Consider the following 19,007-nt stretch of genomic DNA (forward strand, 5'->3'; position numbering starts at 1 on the left):
TCAGCCGTCGGTCAGCTTGTAGCCGACCCCGTAGACCGTCAGCAGGCGAACCGGCCGGCGCGGGTCCGGCTCGATCTTCTTCCGCAGGTTCAGCACGTGCGTGTCGATCGTGCGGGCGGTGATGTACTGGTCGATCCCGTGCATGTTCTCCAGTAGTTGGGCGCGGGTGAAGACCCGGTGCGGCCGCGCGGCCATCGTCGCGATCAGGCGAAACTCACCTGGCGTACAGGTGATTTTGGTGCCGTCGGCAAACAGTTCGTGTCGCTCGAGGTCGACAGCGATCTCGCCCACCCGCAGCAACGTGCTGGGCTCGGCGGCTGCCGGCACCCTGGTACGGCGGAGCAGGGTGCGCACGCGCGCTGCCAGTTCGCGCGGGCTGAACGGCTTGGTCATGTAGTCGTCCGCACCGAGGTCGAGGCCGAGCAGCATGTCGTCCTCCTCGGTCCGCGCGGTCAGCATCAGCACGGGAATATCGGACTCACGCCGCAGGATCCGGCACACGTCGAGGCCGTCCACGCCGGGCAGCATCACGTCGAGAACCAGGAGGTCGGGCTGCCGCCGCCGTACCTCCTCCAGAGCGGACCGGCCGTCGGTCACGACGATCACCGTGTGGTTCTCCCGCTCGAGATAGCGCCGTACCAGCTCGGCCTGCTTCTCGTCATCCTCGGCCAGCACGACCTGCGCACCCATGCCGTCGACTATAGGCCGTCTCAATCCGACGCCAGCGCTTCTGTTGGCGTGAGCAACGATGCGCGGACGGCCGGATAGACCCCCGCCAGCACGCCGACCGAGATCGATGCGGCCAGGCCGGTGAGCAGGGCGGACGCCGGGATCACCACGGGCCAGTTCTGCGATTCGGCGTACCCGATCACGCCGATCACACCGAGGACCGCGCCCATCAGACCACCGATCGCGCACAGTACGACGGACTCGGTCAGGAACTGGCCGCGGATCTGCCGGCGGTTCGCACCGAGCGCGCGGCGCAGGCCGATCTCGCGGCGGCGTTCGAGCACGGAGATCACCATCGTGTTCGCGACCCCGATGCCGCCGACCAGGAGCGCGACTCCGGCCAGGCCGAGAAACAGTGTGGAGAAGGCGTTCTGGGTGATGCGTTTCGCCGCGAGCGCCTCGGATGGCCGGCTGATCTGAACCAGACCGGGCTGTTCGGGGCTGAGCGTGCGGCCGAGTACGGCGCGGACGTCCTCGACCGCGGTGTCGGTGGACCGGACGTAGACGACTGATGGTCGGCCGTCGAAACCGAGGTTGGTCTTGGCGGCGTCCCAGCCGATCAGGACGGATTGCGCGACGTCTGGTGCCAGTGGTGAGTCCGCGAGTACGCCGATCACGGTGAACCAGGTGTCGTTGAGCAGGATCCGGGGGAGCGGCTGCCCGGCGGGCAGGCTGGTGATTCCCAGCCAGGTAGCGGCTTTCGCGCCGAGCACGACCGTGGGGAACTTGTCGGTCGCGGGGGACAGGAACTTGCCGGAGTACATCTTGGCGCTGAGTAGGTTTATTAGGTTGGGGGTGCCGGCCAGCACGGTGATCCCGCTGCTGTTGGTGGTCGCGTCGATCTTGTCGGAACGCCGTACGCTCGCGTGCACGTTCGCGACGCCACTGACGTCCTGTACCGGTCCGATCCGGCCGGCCATGCCTACCGCCTCGGCCGGAAGTCCGGCTGGAGCGCCGCTCTTGTCGGTCGCATCCGGTACGGCGGCCGCGCGGAGCAGGTCGGGTCCGAGCGTGGACAGTTCGTCGAGTACCGCTTGCTGGCTGGAGGCTGGGATTCCGGTCACGACGATCATGGTGGCGATGCCGATGGAGATGCCTAGTGCGGACAGGGCGGCGCGCAGCGGTCTGGTGCGGACCCGGGTGAGGCCCAGCAACAGCAGGTCGGAGAGCGCCAGCCGGACGGGTCGGGTGAGCTCGGGTCTGCGTAGATTCTGGGCGGGTGGGCTGGAATCCTGCGGCAGGTCTGCGGTCATGCGGTCACCAGCTGTCCGTCGCGCATCTCGACTTGGCGGGGGAGCTGGGCGGCGATCTCGCGGTCGTGGGTGATGACGGCGATCGTCGTACCGGCTGCGTGGAGTTGGTTCAGCAGGTCGAGGACGGCGAGGCCGTTGGCGGTGTCGAGGGCTCCGGTTGGTTCGTCGGCCAGCACCATCGACGGGTTGTTGACCAGGGCTCGTGCGATGGCGACTCGTTGGCGCTCACCGCCGGAGAGCTGGTGCGGGCGGTGGTCGGCTCGGTGGGACAGACCGACTTTGGCGAGTGCATCGAGTGCTAGTGGTTTCCGCGCGCGCCGCGGCGTACCGGCGTACAGGAGTCCGGTGGCGACGTTCTCGGTCGCGGTGTGCCCGTCGGACAGGTGGAACTGCTGGAAGACGAAGCCGATCGAGCGACCGCGCAGGGCAGACAACTCGCGGTCAGAGAGCCCGGCTACGTCGTGACCGCTGATCGCGACTGTCCCTTCGGTGGGACGGTCGAGCGTGCCCATCAGGTTGAGCAAGGTCGACTTCCCGGAACCGGATGGGCCGACGATCGCGATGAGTTCGCCCTCGGCGATGGCTAGCGAGACATCGTCCAGGGCGCGGACTCCACCGGCGTACTCCTTCACCGCATGGGTGAGTTCGACGACCGCGGTCATGAGGTGGTCACGACCTTCTGACCCGCCTGCAGACCCGTCCCGGTGATCTCGACGTTGCCGTCGGCAAACATCCCGGTCTGTACGCCGACCAGCGAGGTCGTCGTACCGTTCACCACCTGGACGGCGTACCCGCCCTCGCGCAGGGCGAGCAGCGCAGCCACTGGTACGACGAGGACGCCCTTGCGACTGGGACCGGGCACAGTGACCTGAACCGGGCCGGTGTCGACACCCTTGCTCGCGGCCTGCTGGTCGAGCGCGATCGTCGCGATCAGCTGCGGCTTCTTGCCGGTGTCGGACGGATTGCCGTCATCGGGCGGGGTGGTCGCATCCGTGCTGATACTGCGGATCGTCCCGGTGGTGTCCTTGCCGTTCGGCAGCGCGAGCTTCACCTTGACGCCGGCCTTGATCCCGTCGGCCGCGTCGGCGTCGAAGGGTAGCGAAACGACCTTGTCGGTCGCGGTAACGCCGAGCAGCTCGGTCGCCGCCGGATCACCGAGTGCGGCCTTGATCGAGTCGACCCGTACGGCGCCGGGCAGCACGACGACCGTGGTCGCGTCGATCACGCCGGTCGGCTCCTGGTCCGTTGCCTTCTGCCACTTCTTGATCGCCTTGGTGGTGGCGGGAGTGAGCTTGTCGGTCGTCGTCGTGGGCAGGAAACCGAGTGCCGTGAGGTTCTCCTTGACCACGCGGATGTCGGGTCCCTCGAGTGGCTCAGAAGGCGGCGCGCTGGGCGGTGTACTGGGCGAAGTCGGTGGCGTGGTGGGCGGCGGACTCCCTGCACCGGTGCCGATCGTCCGGAAGAGCGGCGTGGATCCGAAGAACAGTGTCACCGGTTTGTTGTCCACCCGGAACAACGCGTCCCCGCGGTCCACCACGGTGTTTGCCTTGGGCAACCAAGTGATCGTGCCGGTGGCATGACTCTTGATGGTCGAACTGCCGCCGTACCCGAGCTGCCCGGTGACCTCCCGGGCTTGCGACAGGTCGGTCCGGGTGATCTCCACCGTCTGCGCCGGATCGGGGCCGTTCGCGGCGACTGCCTTCTCCGGGCGATCGACGTACCGGAAGCCGGCCAGACCGCCGCCGCCAACCACGGCCAGTGCCACGACAGCCAAGAGAAAACGGCGCAGTACCACGCGTCGCCGAGAGCTCACTTGCCGGCCACTTCGCGCTGGCATTCCGGCATCAGGTCCATGCCCTTGGTGATGGACTGCATGTCGTTGTTCTTGCCGCCGAGCGCCGGGCCGACGATGCCGGACGACGTGTCCTTGGACAGCTCGACGTACTTGACGCCTTTGTCCTTCAGGCACTGCACGACCTTGCGGCCGAAGTCCAGCGCATCCGGGTTGTTGGCGTCGACCTCCCAGGCGGGCAGCGGCAGCTTCGGCTCGCACACCTTGCCGGCTGTCTTTGCCTTCTGCGGGTTCGTGGTCGGCCCACTCCCCAGTACGCCGGCCTCCTTCCGCTGCGCCATGACGTCGATCCCGTTGTCCTTCATGCATTGCAGATACGGCTCGAGCAACCGTCGGCGATCCGCATCGGTCATGTCGATCCGCTCGCGGACGCGGCCGGCGTCCGGGTCCTTCGGAGTCGCCTTGGTGCTACTGCTCTTACCGGGTGTCGGCGTCACGAGCGTCGCGACATCCGGCGCGTTGGCGGTGTGCGCCTGTGTGTCCGCCTTCGACGCCGAACACCCGGCCGCCAATGCCACCACCAGCACCATCGGTGCCCACTGCAACAGTCTTCTGGTCGTCATACCCGCCACGATGCCGACCGAATGTCAGGAAATTGTCGGCTCCCGGTGCCGATCCTGTCCTCGCTACTTGGACTCGGTGCCCGCGAGTGCGGCCAGCTCCTCCGAGGCCTCTTGCCACGCGGTGTTGCCGGGGTTGAACTGCGTGTGCAGGTAGGCGGCGGTGAGGCGGGCGATGGCGGCGACGCGCTGCGGATCCTCGTCGGTGGTCTCAGCGGCGTCGTACCCCTGGATGCCGCCGAGCAGGTGTTCGGCGCCGAAGACGGTGAGGAGGCTCTTGAGTGCCGGGGCGAGGTGGTACGGGTCGGCGTGCCAGTCGGGGCCCAGGTCGGTGAAGTGTTGTGAGTCGTCCTTGTCGCCGATGACGACGAGGGCCGGCGTCGTCATCGTGCTGAAGTCGATCGTCCGCGCGAAGTCGATGGCGTCCGCCATCGGGCCGTTCAGTACGTCGCCACGGCCGGGCGCGGCCAGGACGATGCCCTGCTTGATCCGCGGCTCGCGCAGGTCCGCGATCTCGCGGGTGTCGGGGTCGGTGATGCGGGCCCCGAGCAACTGAGTCGTGGTGAAGCCGCCGAGGGAGTGACCGGCGACGGCGACCTGATCGCGGTTCACCCGACCGGCGAGCTGCGGTACGGCGTTCTCGACGAGATCGAACTGGTCGAGGATCTGAGACATGTCCTCGGCACGTGAGCGCCAGAAGTACGGCGCTCCGGGCGCATCACCGACCACCTTGGTCAGCGTCCGCGAGCTGAGGTGAGTCGGCTGGATGACGACGAAGCCGCGCGCTGCCCAGTCGTTGGCCAGCGGGGCGTAGCCGTTCAGCGAGGACAGGTTGTTCGCGAAACCGTGGCCGTGTGACAGCAGGATGACCGGCAGATCGGTACCGGTCGCGGGTGCGGACACGCGGACCTGCAGGTCGACGGGCCGGCCGGGAACAGACAGGATCACGGGGCTGTAGGAGATGACGGGGGTGCTCATATCGCTTCCTTCGGTGCACTAGAGTGAGAACCGGGACGTTGTTCCACTTACGATACGGAACGTTGTTCCGGTTATCAAGTGGGACGTCGTTCCGGTTGTGTTTGCCGAAGGGAGTTGGGTGATGGAGGCCGGTCGGAGCAGGCGGTCCGATGCGCTGCGGAATGAGCAGAAGCTGCTGACCGCGGCGGCTGAGGTGTTCCTGGTCTCCGGCGTCGATGCGCCGATCCGGGAGATCGCGGCCCAGGCCGGCATCGGTACCGGGACGATCTACAGGAACTTCCCGACCCGTGCGGATCTGGTGGTCGCGGTCTACCGGCACCAGGTCGAGGAGTGTGCAGAGGCTGGCCCGCGCCTGCTGGCCGAGTTGGACTCGCCGTTGGAAGCGCTGCGGCAATGGGTCGATCTCTTCGTGGACTTCCTGGTCACGAAGCACGGCCTCGCGCACGCAATGCAGTCGGACAGCAGTGGCTTCGAAGCCCTGCATGTCTACTTCCTCGAGCGCCTGCTGCCGATCTGCACCGAGCTACTCGCGGCCGCTACCGAGGCCGGCGAGATCGACTCCGATATTCAGGCCTACGAGCTGATGCGCGGCATCGGAAATCTCTGCATCGGCCGCGAAGGTGACACCGCCTACGACCCGCGGCGCCTGATCACGTTGCTGCTGGATGGTCTCCAGGCGCACTGAGGAGATACTCCCCGGCTAGCTTGACCGTCTCGGCGCGCGTCCGGCCGGGGTGGTCGAACGCGATGAAGTGCCGGCCGATGGCCAGTGTGAACGCGAGGATGCTGCGAGCCTCGACCTCGTCCGGGTCACTGATGAACGAGCCGAACATCGTGCGCAGGAAGTCCATCCGCTCGGTGTCGATCCGGCGGAGTCGCTCCGCCACTGCCTCGTCGTGGCGCGCCCAAGCGCGGACGGCGAGATCGATCTGGTGGACGTCTTCGGAGAAGGTCAGTTGACCCGCGCGCCGAATCCGGGTGGCCGCATCGCCGCCTTCGGCCTCGACGTGCAGCAGGACCTCGCGAGTGCAGCGGCGCTCCCACTCGTCGAGCATCTCGTCGAGCAGCGCGGCCCGGCCGTCGAAGTACCCGTAGAAACCGCCCTTGGTGACACCGAGGTCCGCGGCCAGTACCTCGACGCGGACGGCGTCAGGTCCGCCCCGGGCCAGTGCGGTCAGACCGGCTTCGATCCAGCGGGATCGCGGGGTCCGGGCGACGGCGGGAATCGGTCCTCCTCCATTGATGACGGCCAAGTTGTACGTTACCGTACAGATCAATTGTACGGCGACGTATAAATGGAAGGCGGAGTCATGGCGCGACTCGAAACGAGCGCTCACACCGAGCTGAACTGGCGGATCCACGAGCTCGCGAGCGACTTCACGGTCGAGGATGTGTGGTCCTTCCGTACGCCGGGCGCGGGGCCGGACGACTTCCCCGTCATGCTCGCCGCGATGCGGGCGGCCGGGGGAATCGACAATCAGCCCGGCGTGGCGAAGTTCTTGTTCGCCTTCCGCTGGAAGCTCGGTGAGCTGTTCGGCTGGGATAAGCCGGCTGCGGGACTCAACAGCCGGATCGCCTCGCTGCGCGACCGGTTGCCGAGCGATCTCCCCGCCACTTCGACGGAGCTCGACGACGATCGCCTGCCGCTCAAGCCGGTGTATGCGCTGGAGCGGGAGGCCGCGCTCGAGATCGCGAACAAGACCGTGCACGCCCTCATGCATCTCGGCTGGGTCCAGGGGGTGCAGGGTGATTACGAGCTGCGGATGGCCGTGCTGGTGAAGCCCAACGGCTCGTTCGGGCGGCGCTACATGGCTGCGATCGCGCCGTTCCGCTATCTCGTCATCTACCCCGCGCTCACTCGCCGCTGGGAGCAGGCCTGGCTCGACCGGGAGCAGTTGCTCACTCAGTAAGCCTGTTGCAAAGAAAGCTTTGCAAAGCTACTTTTGCATCATGCAGGAGGAATTCACGAGGGCGCCGGCTTTGGGTACGGCGGCGTTGCGGGCGCTCGCGCATCCGCTCCGGGTGCGGATTCTCGATGAGCTGTCGATGTACGGACCGCTGACGGCGAGTGGGTTGGGGGAGCGGCTCGGTGAGTCGAGCGGTGCCACTAGCTACCACCTTCGCCAACTGGAGAAGCACGGGCTGGTCGCTGAGGACGTCGGGCGCGGTACGGCGCGAGAGCGCTGGTGGAAACGGCCGCCGGGCTCGATCACCCTGCCGGACGCCCATCGGCAGGCGGAGGGCAGTGCCGAGCGGCTCGCCACCGAGCTGATCGACCAGGAGTGGATGAGCCGCCGCGATGACTCGGTCCGCGAGTTCCGGTCGCGCGGCGAGGAAGTGTTCGGGCCGGAGTGGCTCGACGTTGCGTCGTTCGACACCGTCAACCTGCGACTCACCGCCGACGAACTGCGTGAACTCGTCGCCGAAATCGACGGTGTCATCGCTCGTCGCCTCCAAGCCCAATCGTCTGCAAATGCGCGACCCGTGCAGTTGCAGCTCAACGCGTTCCCGCTGGTGCGCGGACAGGGAGTAACCCCATGAGCCCCTTCACGATCGCCGTACCCGAGTCCGAACTCGACGATCTCCGGTCACGACTCCGGCGGACGCGATTCGCCGTACCGACTGCGAAGGACTGGGATGCCGGTGTCGATCCGGACTACCTGCGGTCGCTCGTTTCCTACTGGGCCGACGAGTTCGACTGGCGGGCCGCCGAGGCGCGGTTGAACGAATACCCGCAGTACATCGTGGATGGCACCCACTTCGTCCACATGCGGCGCGATCCGACGCGGCCGCCGGTCCTGCTCACGCATGGTTGGCCGAGTACGTTCGCCGAGTTGTTGCCGGTGGCCGATCTGCTCGAGGTCGACGTGGTGATCCCTTCCCTGCCTGGGTTCCTGTGGTCGACGCCGACCGACGGGCCGACCACGAAGGCCGCGATCGCCGAGCGGTACCACCGGCTGATGACGGAAACCCTCGGGTACGAACGGTATTTCGCCTTCGGTGGTGACATCGGCGGCTCGGTGTGCGGGTGGCTCGCAACGATGTACCCCGACCAGGTCGCGGGGATCCATGTCATTCACGGCCCGTTCCCCGCGGACTTCGCCGAGCCCATCACCGAGGCCGAGCAAGTGTGGCTCGACTCGGACGACGAGCGCGGCGAAGAAGACGGCGGCTACGGCGCCATCGTCGGCACCCGGCCCGACACGGTCGCCGCCGCGCTGCTGGATTCACCGTCTGGGCTGGCCGCCTTCATCATCGACAAACTACGAGCCTGGAGCGACTGCCACGGCGACCTGGAGTCCCGCTTCACCCGCGACGACCTCTGCACGATCATGACGCTCTACTGGGTGACCGCCTCCATCGGTACGTCGTTCCGCGCGTACTACGACGGTTCGCACAACGTGGCCCGCCCGACCATCGCCGTACCGGTCGCGGTCACGCAAAGCCAGGAATGGAACATGCCGCTCTTCCCGCGATCGATCGCCGAACGCGCAGCCACGGACATCCGCCGCTATCTGGCCCCAGCCGCCGGCGGCCACTTTATGCCCTTCGAAGAACCCAAACTCGTCGCCACCGAACTCACCGCCTTCATGCACGACCTCGCCTAGCGTGTCATCGAAATGTCAGCCGGTGGCGGCACCATGCACTCCATGAGTACCGCTCTCGCCGCCGTTGCCGCCACCCTGTTCCTGATCCGCCTCGGCCTGTTCGTCGCACTCCACCTGGTCCGCAGCGACTACAACCCCATCGAACACGCCGTCAGCGACTACGCCGTAGGCCCCACCCGCCGCCTAGCCACGACCGCCACCTGGGTCTGGGCAGCAGCCTGGGCAACCCTCGCCGCCGCCGTAGACCACGGCACCATCTGGCTACTGCTCCTAGCCGCCATCTTCGCCGTACTCCCCTTCCTCCCCACCGACCTAGAAGGCGCGCGGCGGACGGTCGTCGGCCGGGTCCACTACATCGCCGCGATCGCCTGGTTCGCCATCAGCTTCACCCTCACCAGCACCTTCACCGCCCAGTACAACCTCGTAGTCCTGACCGCCCTGCGCTGGATAGCCCTCGTCTCCCTAGCCGCCTTAGTCGTCGCCCTCCTAGTCCGCCCGTTACGCCGCCGCTTCTTCGGCCTCTCCGAACGAATCTTCATCGTCGCAATCAACCTCTTCTACCTAGTAGTCCCCATCGCAACCCTCACCCGCTAACCACCTCCTGTACGGCGGGAGTCGTGGCCGGGCCGCGGTGGTCTGCCGCGCGGGGTTGGCGACCGGGGCCCGCTGCCATGCGGCCGGGATCGAGGCGCCGGGTCCTCGCCGCTGCGGCCGGCTTACAGAGGGGGTGTGGCTGGCCGAGCCTGTGGCTGGGCTGCTTGGCGAGGCCGCGACCGCGTTCACGTTGCCTGGGGCTGACGGGCTTGGGTTGCGGTACAAGAGCTGCGTGGAGTATGTGCCCGCATGTGACAAATAGTTGCCCCAAACACCAGCAACCAAAGGCGAAACCCCGCTTCGCGGATCGCTACTGCCACGGAGCGGCAGTGATCTTCCGTGAATCCGCGCCGGCGGACCATTTCGCCTCGGCAGACGGAGTGTGGGGTGCATCTTGGCCCGCTGAGGCCCGACACATTCCCCACACCGGCCGATCTACCCGCGCTGGCCAGGTTCCCGCGCCGACCGAGTCCCCGCCCGGGCCAAGTCCCCGCGCAGGCCAAGTCCCCGCGCAGGCCAAGTGCGATGCGATCGATCCTCCCCAAACCGGTTTGGGGAGGATCCCGCGGGGGTCCGGGGAGGGATGCACGCCCAAATACGTCCGGAATCCACCCCGAATCGACTCGGCGCTGGCCGTCATCCTCCCCAAACCGGTTCAGGCGGGACCGAGCACGACCGCTCAGAGGGCTAGTAGTCCTGTCCATCACTCCGGCGCCACGGAATCGGCGGTGTACTTCCTTGAAGCGCCACCGGCGGACCATTTCGCCTCGGGAGACGGAGTGTGGGGCGCATCTTGGCCCGCTCAGGCCCAACACATTCCCCACACCGGCTGAACCATCCGCGACGGTCACTTGAAGGGCAACCTCTTCTTGGACCGCAACCGAAGCCCGTCAGCCCCAGGCGACATGCACGCGGTCGCCGGCCTCGCCATCCCGCTCAGCCACCTGCCCTGCCCAGCCACACTTCCTCTGCAAGCCGGCCGCAGCGGCGAGCACCCTGCCGTACGTTCCCGGCCGCATCCCGGCGCACCCGGGCCCTCAACCTCACCTCTGTGGTAGTTCGCGGTCGCGGAGAGACAAAGTGCGTATCGACAGGAGGTGTCTGCTGGAGAACGGCGGTCAGGGGGTCGGCTCAGGCGGGTACGGCGGTGTGTGTAGGCGGCTACGTCCTGTCCGTCGGGGGATGCGGGGAGTCAGGAACTAGAGTCGGGGCGTGACTGGTGGGTTTTCGGTGCGGCCGTTGGAGACGGCTGACCCGGTGCGGGCGGTGCTGGGGGCGCGGGAGCGTGGGGTGCCGATTGCGTTGGGTACGTCGGGGACGACCGATCGGCCGCGGTTCGTGGTGCGGGATCCGGAGTCGTGGTGGGCGTCGTTCGAGGCTTACTCGGAGTTGACCGGGGTTAGGTCGGGCGCAGCTGTGTGGGTTCCGGGGCCGTTGAGCGCGACGATGAACCTGTTCGCGGCAGTGCATGCGGCGGCGGTTGGCGCCCGGGTGGTGGATGAGCCGGGTGAGGCGACTCATGCTTGTCTGACTCCGGCTCAGCTTGAGCGGCTGGGTGGTGAGTTGGCGCCGGAGGTGGTGATCTGCGTGGCGGGCGCGAGGTTGGAGCGGCGGTCGGCGGCGGCGAATGTGGTGCATTACTACGGTGCTGCTGAGTTGTCGTTCGTTGCCGCTGGAAGTCACGCCGACGACCTGCGCCCGTTCGACGGGGTCGAGGTCGAGCTCCGAGATGGCGAGATCTGGGTGCGGTCGCCGTACATCTGCCGTGGGTACGCCGACGGCGCTGCCGGCCCGTTGCGGACCGACTCGGAGGGGTGGGCGACGGTGGGTGATCGCGGCCGCTGGTCCGGTACGACGCTCAGCGTGCTCGGCCGCCCCGGCGCGGTCACGACAGCTGGTGCGACCGTGGTGATCGCCGAGGTCGAGGAACGGCTCGCGAGTGTCGCCCAGGGACCGGTCGTCGTCTACGGCGTACCGCACGCAGTTCTCGGCGAAGTGCTCGCAGTTGCGGTTGTCGCGGAGGCTGATCTGGCGACGCTGCGGGCGTATGCGCGAGAACACCTGCCGTCGTCGCATCGCCCGCGGCGCTGGCGAGTCGTCGACGAACTACCGTTGACGCCCGGCGGGAAGATCGATCGAGCGAGGTTGGCGCGTGTCTGACCTGTTCATCACCCATGCACTGCGAACGCCGATCGGCACCGCAGGTAAGGCGTTCCGCGACCTGACCGCCGCCGACCTCGGTGCCGCGGTGCTGAAGGAGCTGACCCGAAGACTCCCCGCCGACCAGATCGAAGACGTTGTCCTAGGCAACTGCATGGGACCGGGCGGCAACGTCGCCCGAGTAGCCGCCCTAACAGCAGGCATCGCCGACCACGTCCCCGCGATCACGGTAGATCGCCAATGCGCCAGCGGCCTAGCCGCAATCCAACTCGCAGCCGCGGCGCACGGGGATGGTGGTGGCGGGGGAAGCCGCGCGACTGGGGTTGAGGCCGCGGCTGCCGAGGGCGGGTTTGTGGTGGCGGGTGGGGTGGAGAGTGCTTCTACTGCGCCTTGGCGGTTCTGGCCGGCGGTGGGGGAGGGTGAGCCGGTGCGGTACGAGCGTGCTCCCTTCGCGCCCGCTGACCGGGATCCCGAGATGGGGGTGGCCGCTGATGTGCTGGCTGAGCTGCATGGGATCACGCGTGAGCGCCAGGACGAGTACGCCGCTCGGTCGCATGAGCGGGCTGCGGCGGCGCAACTGGCGGGGGCGTTTGATGACGAGATTGTGCCGGTCGGCGGGCAGACGACTGATGAGCGAGTTAGGCGTGGGTTGACCACGAGGCGGTTGGCGAAGTTGCCTGCGGTGTTTCGGGCTGGCGGCACGGTGACGGCTGGCAACTCGTGCGGGATCAACGATGGCGCCGCGGTGGTGGCGCTGTCCCATACTGGCCCCGGGCTAAAGGTGCTGGCGGCTGCCTCGGCCGGAGTCGATCCGACGACACCCGGGCTTGGGTTGGTGCCGGCTGTGCAACGGGTGCTCAGGGCAACTGGTTTGAGCATCGAGCAGATCGACGTCTGGGAGTTCAACGAAGCCTTTGCAGGACAAGTGCTTGCGTGTTGCGACGTGCTCGGGCTCCCCGATGAGCGCGTCTGCGCGCAAGGTGGTGCGCTGGCACTCGGACATCCGTGGGGTGCGAGTGGCGCCGTACTGGCGGTGCGGTTGTTCAGTCAGCTGGTCACCCAGCAGAGCGGCCGGTACGGCGTGGCGGCGATTGCTGCCGGTGGTGGCCAAGGTACGGCGATTCTGGTCGAAGCATGCCGCTGATCGAATTCGCCGAGGTGACGCACGCGTTCGGCGACGGTGAGCCCGTGCTCCAAGACATCACCGTCCAACTCCACGAACGCCGCATCGGCATCATCGGCGCCAACGGCTCGGGCAAGTCGACCTTCGTGCGGATGATCAACGGGCTGGTCATTCCGGAGCTCGGCACCGTGCGAGTCGACGGCGACAGTACGGCGAATCAGGCGCGCCGGATCCGCCGCAAGGTCGGCTTCTGTTTCACGAATCCGGACTCGCAGATCGTGATGCCGACGGTCGCCGAAGATGTTGCCTTCGGCCTCCGTCGGCTGCACTTGTCCAAGACCGAAGTGCATCAGCGCGTCGACGATGTCCTCGCCACCTATGGCTTGTCGCAGCTGAAGGATCGGCCCGCGCACACGTTGTCCGGCGGGCAGAAGCAGCTGCTCGCCCTGGCCTCCGTCATCGTCACCGAACCCGAGGTTCTGGTACTCGACGAGCCGACCACACTGCTTGACCTGAGCAACGAACGACGGATCCGCCACGAGATCGAACGCCTTGACCTGCAAGTGATCCTGGTGACCCATCACCTGCACCTGCTCGACGGTTTCGACCGCACACTCGTCTTCGACAACGGCCGCCTCGTCTGCGACGACGAGCCGGATCAGGCCCGCGCTGCGTACCGGGACCTGGCCATATGAGCGACCTGATGACCTACGTCCCCGGTACGTCGATCCTGCATCGAACCAGAGCCGGTTCGAAGGTGCTAGCGCTGGCCGCGGTCTCGATCGCAACCGTCATCCTCGACGAGCCCTGGTTGACCGCGACCGCGCTCGCCCTCGCGATCATCGCCACCGTCGTCGCCCGCCTTCCGCGCAGACTCCTCGCCAGGCAATGGAAGGCCTACCTGCTCATCGTCGTACTGCTCGGCGGCTACCAATGGTTGACCGACGGCCCAGCCACCGCCTTCCACGTCGCCGGCGGTCTGGCCGCGCTCCTCATCCTCGCCGGCGTGATCAGCAGTACGACGCGCACGACCGACCTGCTCGACCTCGCAGTCAGATGTGCCCGGCCGCTAAAGCGAGTAGGCGTCGACCCTGAGCGTTTCGGGATTGCCCTTGCCCTCGGCATCCGTTCGGTCGCGGTCGTCCTCGACCTGGCCCGCGATGTCCGAGAAGCTCAGCTGGCCCGCGGACTTGGCTTCAGTCTGCGAGCGTTCGCCGTACCGCTGGTTGTCCGCTCGCTCCGTCAGGCCGACGGATTGGCCGAGGCGTTGATCGCGCGAGGCTTTGACGACTGACGCCGCGGCAGCAGATCTGGTACGGCGCGATGGACGGCGTCGGCGACGACAGTCGCGATGACCGCCTTCACGCTGTCCCCGATCAGGAAGAACGCGCTGCCGGTGATCGCCGTACCGAGGTCGAGGTGCGCGCGCCACGCGGTGACCGGGATGCCGATGCAGTACAGCACCACGATCCCGCCGAAGACGATGCTCGGCAGTCCAAGCCACATCCGGTACGGCGCTCCGAACCGGTACACGAGGCTGCCGATCACGAACGCGGCGACCGGGAACCCGATCACGTAGCCCGCGCTCGGTCCGGTGAAGACCGCCAGCCCACCGCGGCCGCCGGACAGCAGCGGCAGGCCGAGAGCGACGAGCGCCAGGAAGAGCAGCATCGAGAGTCCACCGCGGCGGCCGCCGAGGACCGCGCCGGTGATCATCACGCCCAGTGTCTGCACGGTGACCGGCACCGGGAACCCGAACGGTGACACTCCCGGCACCAGGCCCATGGCGCCGACCAGACCGGCGAAGGTCGCGATCAACGCGAGGTCCCGGGTTCGTTTGTCCCTGTTCATGCCGTCATTGTGCCTGTCAAGAGCCTGATCACTGACATCGAAACGATAGGCGGGATATCCGGGAATCCTTACGTTGTTCGGCATGGCGACGAACTGGTCCAGACGAACCTTCCTTGCCACCGGTAGTGGCGCACTCGCGGCAACCGCTGTCCCCAGCGGGACCGCGGCCGCATCGGTGGGCAGCGCCGCGGTGGCTCCCGCGGTGTCCGGGCTTGCCGGGGTCGAGCCGGATATCGAGCTGGCCAAGCTGTGGTGGCCGAATCCACGCAACGTGTGGACGCCGATCGGCTGGAAGGACCACCTGTTCCGGTTCAACGTCACCTACAACGGCAGCGTGATCGGCGCGCCCTCCCCGCTGGCGCGCAAGATCAAGGAGTTCGAGAAAGAAAGCAACCCGAACGACGACAAGCACTACGAGAAAGACCGGCTGCAGCTGGACATGACGCCGTGGGGCGGTCCCGCGTTCAGCCGGGGGAAGCCGGAGGATCCGACGCCGCGGATGCCGGACCTGTACCCGGGCCACTTCTACGTCTACCGCGAGGACCAAGGCCTGTACGGCCGCGGTCGCCAGAGCTGGGCCGACCACCCGACGCCGGTGCTGCAAACGGAGTGGACGTTCTCCGAAGCAGGGCTGGTACTACGGCAATCGGTGTTCGCCCATGCCATGAACGGCGCTGACGTGGTGACCGGCGAGGAGTCACTCTTCGCGTGGATCCGGCTTGAGGTCGTAGCCGCTGATGCACGACTGGTGAAGCCCAACCGCGACTACGGATTCGCGATCCGGGTATGCCGCGCGTACTACACCCAGGAACTCCCGTACAACTGGCAAGACGGCATCGTGCTCACCGGCTTCCCGGAGCTGGCGCCGTTCACCTACACCCGCTGGAAGAAGGACCTCAGCGCCAACGGGATGACCGGCTTCTCGATGTGGCAGCCGCGCGGCCCACAGCTCGGCGTACTGGCGATGAACGGCGCGCCGGCACCGGAGTTCCTTGAGCCCACGGTTGCCGGCAAGAACATCTACGAGATCGCCGCCCGGCTCAAGCCGGAGGTCGGCTCGCGCGTCGACATCCTGCAGTGCATGCGGCCGGTCAACGAGGCCAACGAGTTCAACCCGGAGATCAACCTCGGGTACGACGGCGCGCTCGCCGACTCGAACCGGTATTGGTCCCGCAAGCCGGCGACCGCGGCCACTGTGAGCACGCCGGAGAAGTACGTCAACGACCTGGTCACCCGGAACATCCAGTTCTCCGAGGTGGTCGCCTGCAAGGTGCCGGGGAAGACCTACTCGACCTTCCTGACCGGGTCGATGGGGTACGACGTGCTGTGGTCGACGCCGACGTCGATGACCAGCCACATGTTCCTGTCCTTGCTCGGCCATCACGACACGGTCGCAAAACACCTCGATCTCTACCTCGGCAATCAGGGCAAGAAGACGCCCAAGGGGGAGCTGTACCCGTCGCATCTTGGGTACTACTCGACTCCGGAGGAAGTGAAGGCGGTCGACTGGCTGCCCGACCACGGTGCGGTGATGATATCGGTCGCGACCCATGCGTTGATGACGGGTGACCAGGCCTTCATCGACAAGTGGCTGCCGTCGCTGCTGCTCGCCTGCGACTGGATCGAGATGGCGTGCAAGCTCACCGGGCACGGTGGTGTCGTGGGTCTGCCGCCGGCGGCGGAGGCGTCTGACGAGGAGATCTCGGTCCAGAGCATCTGGGCGACGGCCTGGATCTACAAGGGTCTGGCGACGACCATCCGGCTGCTGAAGCGGCTCAACCACGCGCGGGTGCCGGCGTTGACGGCTCTGGCGGCCGACTACCGCGCCAAGGCGAGTGCCGGCCTGGACGCGATCGGCCGGGTCTCGCCGAAGTGGCGTCATCCGGATGGGAGCGACTATCCGATCTACGGGCACAACTACTTCGGTCCGGCGGGCAACTTCGGCGAGGCGATGCGGCTCGACGCCGGCGCGATGGTGATGGTGTGGGCCGGACTGCTCCCGGCTTCCGACGAGCGGATGGTCAAGTACTGCGACTACTTCCGCGTCGGCCCGAACGCGAAACTGTGGAACGGCGGCTCCCGGAAACACCCGCTCGACGCCCCGATCCTCGAGCACGAGATCTCCAGCTTCGAACCGATCTACAGCTGGAACATCTTCCACTCCTGGCAGCTCGGCAACCGCGCTCGCTTCCTCGAAGGCATGTACTCGCTGGCCGCAGGCGGCGTCTCACCGCAGACCTACATCCCCTTCGAACACCGCGGCGGCATGTCGGCCTCACTAGGCACCCACGCCACCATCTTCACGCTGATGCGCCTCGCGGTCGTCGACGACCAACTCTCCGAGACCGACCTCAACCTGCTCCGCCTCTGCCCGATGGCCTGGCTAACCACCGACCAAGACACCGTCTTCGACAAAATGGCCACCGTCTACGGCCCCGTCAGCCTGAAATTCCGCCGTACCGGCTCCACTCAACTGACGCTCACCTGGACAGCCACCTGGCGCACCAAGCCCGAGCGCCTCCTGGTCCACGCCCCACCCGGCTTCACGACGCTCATCATCAACGGCACGACGTACGCCGTACCAGCCGAGGGGTATGTCGTAGTACCGATCTAGAGGGACTTGGCGTAGCAGTGGGTGCCGGGCTGGTTGAGGTACTTGCCCCAAGGCTCGGTGCGGCGGTAGCCGGCGGACTCGTAGAGGGCTATGGCGGCTGGTTGGAGGTGGCCGGTGGTGAGTCGGAGAGTGGGGTGTCCGGCTTCTCGGGCTACGTGTTCGAGGCACGTGAGCAGGACTCGGGCTAGTCCGCGCCCACGTGCTTCGGGGGTTACGTACATGCGCTTCACCTCGCCGTCGCCCGCATGTTCGTGGGATGACTCGAAGGGTTGTACGGCGCCGCAGGCGACGGCGGAGTCATCGTCCAGTACGACGAGGTAGCGGGCACCGTCCTTTACCTGCGACCGGCCTTCCGCGCCGTACCGGCCGACGAGTTCGTCGAACGCGGCGGCCAGCAGGCGGGCCAGTTCCGGGTCGTCGACGGGACGTTCCTCGATCACCAAGTCAGTCGCCACCGCGCCATTCTAGAGTCGGGCGGCGGCTCGCATGACGGCGTACACCTCGGTGTTGTCGAGGACGCGGCCGAGGCGGTCGGATCCGGGGCCGGATGCGGTCAGGGGAGTGTCGGCGCCGGTGTGGCTGTTGGTGACCCAGTCGACGGCGAAACGCAGGTTCGAGCCGGGGATCGGGAAGGGGCCCTCCTGGCGCGGGTCGGTCTTCTCCTCGTCGGTGTCGTAGTCCTGAATGCTCAGACCGCCGGTCTCGTGGTCGCCGTTGATGATGACGAGGGTGTCCGGGTGCTTGGCGACGAACCGCATGACCTCGGCAACGGTGTTGTCGAGGGCGCGCCCGGCGTCGATCACACCGGCGGCGTTGTTGTCGTGGGACAGCCCGTCGGTGCCTTCTTCTTCGAGGAAGAGGAAGAAACCCCGGGGGTTCTTGGACAGGACATCCAGCGCCTTGCGAGCCATCTGCTGCAAGGGAACGCGCGGCGCGTACTTGCCGTGCTCCCCGTAGTCGACCATGTCCTCGTTCGCGAAGAGTCCGAGCAGCCGGTTCGATCGGGTGGCGCGCAGTTCGTCGGCGTTGCGCACGTAGGTGTAGCCCGTGCGTTGAGCCTGCTCGACCAGATTGCCGTACGGACTGTTGCTCTCCTCCTCACCCGGCTTGTCCGGAAACTGCCCCGGGTTCCCCTTCGGGAACCACCAGTCCTCACCGCCACCGAGCAGTACGTCGGGCCTGACCTTCTCGATGTATTGCTTGGCAATGTCGTTCTGCAGGTCGCGACTGGGCACATGGGCAGCGAACGACGCCGGCGACGCACCCGTGACCGTTGCGGTGGTCACCAGCCCAGTCGACTTCCCCGCCTTCTTCGCCAACTCCAGAATCGTCTCGACCGGCCGCCCCTTCGGATCCATCCCGACGACCCCGTTGTTCGTCTTGTGCCCGGTTGCCAACGCGGTCGCCGAAGCAGCCGAGTCGGTCACCACCTCATCCGGATCGACCGACGTAGTCCGCACCATCCCGGCAACCGGCAGCTTGTCGAGCGCTAGTTCGCCGTACCGGCCTTTGGTCGCCAGCCGAATCAGGTTCCGCTGCCCAGGCCCCAGCCCATCACCTTGGATATAGATGATGTTCTTCGCCACCCGAGGCCGCTCATGAGTCGTCTGCGCAACAGCAACCGCCGTACCACCACTCAGAACCGTCAACGCCACCGCCACAACAAGACTGCGCATAGTGCCTCC

At 66.9% G+C, this 19,007-nt stretch carries 20 protein-coding genes; 10 read left to right on the forward strand and 10 right to left on the reverse strand.

All coding sequences use genetic code 11. From position 1 onward, the window contains the following. The 6 genes from ABD231_RS29195 to ABD231_RS29220 form a co-directional block, all read right to left on the reverse strand. Complete coding sequence (locus ABD231_RS29195) at positions 1–690, reverse strand: response regulator (RefSeq protein WP_344158869.1); 690 nt, start codon at positions 688–690, stop codon at positions 1–3. Between the two features lie 20 nt (positions 691–710). Continuing rightward, positions 711–1,982, reverse strand: a complete 1,272-nt coding sequence (locus ABD231_RS29200) for an ABC transporter permease (protein WP_344158871.1) — start codon at positions 1,980–1,982, stop codon at positions 711–713. Continuing rightward, a complete protein-coding gene (locus ABD231_RS29205; protein ID WP_344158873.1) occupies positions 1,979–2,644 on the reverse strand; it encodes an ABC transporter ATP-binding protein in 666 nt (221 codons plus the stop codon). Before ABD231_RS29205 ends, ABD231_RS29200 begins: the two co-directional genes overlap by 4 nt. Further along, positions 2,641–3,795, reverse strand: a complete 1,155-nt coding sequence (locus ABD231_RS29210) for a peptidoglycan-binding protein (RefSeq protein ID WP_344158875.1) — start codon at positions 3,793–3,795, stop codon at positions 2,641–2,643. Before ABD231_RS29210 ends, ABD231_RS29205 begins: the two co-directional genes overlap by 4 nt. Beyond that, positions 3,792–4,397, reverse strand: coding sequence for a hypothetical protein (locus ABD231_RS29215; protein WP_344158877.1), 606 nt, complete (start codon positions 4,395–4,397; stop codon positions 3,792–3,794). Before ABD231_RS29215 ends, ABD231_RS29210 begins: the two co-directional genes overlap by 4 nt. 63 nt (positions 4,398–4,460) lie before the next feature. Further along, positions 4,461–5,372 carry an alpha/beta hydrolase family protein gene (locus tag ABD231_RS29220; protein WP_344158879.1) on the reverse strand — a complete coding sequence of 304 codons (912 nt, stop codon included), beginning with the start codon at positions 5,370–5,372 and terminating at the stop codon, positions 4,461–4,463. 121 nt (positions 5,373–5,493) lie between these two features. Between ABD231_RS29220 and ABD231_RS29225 the strand changes: the two genes are divergently transcribed. Then, a complete protein-coding gene (locus tag ABD231_RS29225; RefSeq protein WP_344158881.1) occupies positions 5,494–6,057 on the forward strand; it encodes a TetR/AcrR family transcriptional regulator in 564 nt (187 codons plus the stop codon). Here the strand turns inward: ABD231_RS29225 and ABD231_RS29230 are convergent. After that, positions 6,023–6,625 carry a TetR/AcrR family transcriptional regulator gene (locus ABD231_RS29230; protein ID WP_344158883.1) on the reverse strand — a complete coding sequence of 201 codons (603 nt, stop codon included), beginning with the start codon at positions 6,623–6,625 and terminating at the stop codon, positions 6,023–6,025. The two genes, ABD231_RS29225 and ABD231_RS29230, sit on opposite strands and share 35 nt — an antisense overlap. Positions 6,626–6,682: 57 nt before the next feature. Between ABD231_RS29230 and ABD231_RS29235 the strand changes: the two genes are divergently transcribed. From ABD231_RS29235 to ABD231_RS29270, 8 genes are all read left to right on the forward strand, one after another. Further along, complete coding sequence (locus ABD231_RS29235) at positions 6,683–7,282, forward strand: DUF2867 domain-containing protein (RefSeq protein WP_344158885.1); 600 nt, start codon at positions 6,683–6,685, stop codon at positions 7,280–7,282. 40 nt (positions 7,283–7,322) lie between these two features. Continuing rightward, positions 7,323–7,913, forward strand: coding sequence for an ArsR/SmtB family transcription factor (locus ABD231_RS29240; protein WP_344158887.1), 591 nt, complete (start codon positions 7,323–7,325; stop codon positions 7,911–7,913). Further along, complete coding sequence (locus ABD231_RS29245) at positions 7,910–8,980, forward strand: epoxide hydrolase family protein (protein ID WP_344158889.1); 1,071 nt, start codon at positions 7,910–7,912, stop codon at positions 8,978–8,980. Before ABD231_RS29240 ends, ABD231_RS29245 begins: the two co-directional genes overlap by 4 nt. Before the next feature lie 42 nt (positions 8,981–9,022). Beyond that, positions 9,023–9,574: a DUF998 domain-containing protein gene (locus tag ABD231_RS29250; protein ID WP_344158891.1), complete on the forward strand. Its 552-nt coding sequence runs from the start codon at positions 9,023–9,025 to the stop codon at positions 9,572–9,574. Positions 9,575–10,786: 1,212 nt separating this feature from the next. Continuing rightward, entirely contained in the window at positions 10,787–11,734 is a 948-nt protein-coding gene (locus ABD231_RS29255) for an AMP-binding enzyme (protein WP_344158893.1), read from the forward strand. Beyond that, positions 11,727–12,878: a thiolase family protein gene (locus ABD231_RS29260; RefSeq protein WP_344158895.1), complete on the forward strand. Its 1,152-nt coding sequence runs from the start codon at positions 11,727–11,729 to the stop codon at positions 12,876–12,878. The genes ABD231_RS29255 and ABD231_RS29260 overlap by 8 nt, the downstream gene beginning before the upstream one ends. Continuing rightward, positions 12,869–13,552 (forward strand): energy-coupling factor ABC transporter ATP-binding protein, encoded by a 684-nt coding sequence (locus ABD231_RS29265; RefSeq protein ID WP_344158897.1) that lies wholly within the window; start codon positions 12,869–12,871, stop codon positions 13,550–13,552. Before ABD231_RS29260 ends, ABD231_RS29265 begins: the two co-directional genes overlap by 10 nt. Continuing rightward, complete coding sequence (locus ABD231_RS29270; protein ID WP_344158899.1) at positions 13,549–14,151, forward strand: energy-coupling factor transporter transmembrane component T family protein; 603 nt, start codon at positions 13,549–13,551, stop codon at positions 14,149–14,151. The genes ABD231_RS29265 and ABD231_RS29270 overlap by 4 nt, the downstream gene beginning before the upstream one ends. Here the strand turns inward: ABD231_RS29270 and ABD231_RS29275 are convergent. Next, on the reverse strand, positions 14,100–14,708 hold the full coding sequence (locus ABD231_RS29275; protein ID WP_344158901.1) for a biotin transporter BioY: 609 nt from the start codon (positions 14,706–14,708) through the stop codon (positions 14,100–14,102). The two genes, ABD231_RS29270 and ABD231_RS29275, sit on opposite strands and share 52 nt — an antisense overlap. An 82-nt stretch (positions 14,709–14,790) precedes the next feature. Between ABD231_RS29275 and ABD231_RS29280 the strand changes: the two genes are divergently transcribed. Then, entirely contained in the window at positions 14,791–17,322 is a 2,532-nt protein-coding gene (locus ABD231_RS29280) for a hypothetical protein (RefSeq protein WP_344158903.1), read from the forward strand. Here the strand turns inward: ABD231_RS29280 and ABD231_RS29285 are convergent. Beyond that, complete coding sequence (locus ABD231_RS29285; RefSeq protein ID WP_344158905.1) at positions 17,319–17,777, reverse strand: GNAT family N-acetyltransferase; 459 nt, start codon at positions 17,775–17,777, stop codon at positions 17,319–17,321. The two genes, ABD231_RS29280 and ABD231_RS29285, sit on opposite strands and share 4 nt — an antisense overlap. 9 nt (positions 17,778–17,786) lie before the next feature. Further along, positions 17,787–18,998 carry an alkaline phosphatase gene (locus ABD231_RS29290; RefSeq protein WP_344158907.1) on the reverse strand — a complete coding sequence of 404 codons (1,212 nt, stop codon included), beginning with the start codon at positions 18,996–18,998 and terminating at the stop codon, positions 17,787–17,789. Positions 18,999–19,007: the final 9 nt, after the last annotated feature.

It is taken from the genome of Kribbella yunnanensis (genome assembly GCF_039529655.1).
Taxonomy (GTDB): domain Bacteria; phylum Actinomycetota; class Actinomycetes; order Propionibacteriales; family Kribbellaceae; genus Kribbella; species Kribbella yunnanensis.

Coding starts and splice junctions, on each gene's coding strand:
- ABD231_RS29195 (WP_344158869.1), bottom strand. CDS start 690: ATGGGTGCGCAGGTCGTGCTGGCCGAGGATGACGAGAAGCAGGCCGAG.
- ABD231_RS29200 (WP_344158871.1), bottom strand. CDS start 1,982: ATGACCGCAGACCTGCCGCAGGATTCCAGCCCACCCGCCCAGAATCTA.
- ABD231_RS29205 (WP_344158873.1), bottom strand. CDS start 2,644: ATGACCGCGGTCGTCGAACTCACCCATGCGGTGAAGGAGTACGCCGGT.
- ABD231_RS29215 (WP_344158877.1), bottom strand. CDS start 4,397: ATGACGACCAGAAGACTGTTGCAGTGGGCACCGATGGTGCTGGTGGTG.
- ABD231_RS29220 (WP_344158879.1), bottom strand. CDS start 5,372: ATGAGCACCCCCGTCATCTCCTACAGCCCCGTGATCCTGTCTGTTCCC.
- ABD231_RS29225 (WP_344158881.1), top strand. CDS start 5,494: ATGGAGGCCGGTCGGAGCAGGCGGTCCGATGCGCTGCGGAATGAGCAG.
- ABD231_RS29235 (WP_344158885.1), top strand. CDS start 6,683: ATGGCGCGACTCGAAACGAGCGCTCACACCGAGCTGAACTGGCGGATC.
- ABD231_RS29240 (WP_344158887.1), top strand. CDS start 7,323: ATGCAGGAGGAATTCACGAGGGCGCCGGCTTTGGGTACGGCGGCGTTG.
- ABD231_RS29245 (WP_344158889.1), top strand. CDS start 7,910: ATGAGCCCCTTCACGATCGCCGTACCCGAGTCCGAACTCGACGATCTC.
- ABD231_RS29250 (WP_344158891.1), top strand. CDS start 9,023: ATGAGTACCGCTCTCGCCGCCGTTGCCGCCACCCTGTTCCTGATCCGC.
- ABD231_RS29265 (WP_344158897.1), top strand. CDS start 12,869: ATGCCGCTGATCGAATTCGCCGAGGTGACGCACGCGTTCGGCGACGGT.
- ABD231_RS29270 (WP_344158899.1), top strand. CDS start 13,549: ATGAGCGACCTGATGACCTACGTCCCCGGTACGTCGATCCTGCATCGA.
- ABD231_RS29275 (WP_344158901.1), bottom strand. CDS start 14,708: ATGAACAGGGACAAACGAACCCGGGACCTCGCGTTGATCGCGACCTTC.
- ABD231_RS29280 (WP_344158903.1), top strand. CDS start 14,791: ATGGCGACGAACTGGTCCAGACGAACCTTCCTTGCCACCGGTAGTGGC.
- ABD231_RS29290 (WP_344158907.1), bottom strand. CDS start 18,998: ATGCGCAGTCTTGTTGTGGCGGTGGCGTTGACGGTTCTGAGTGGTGGT.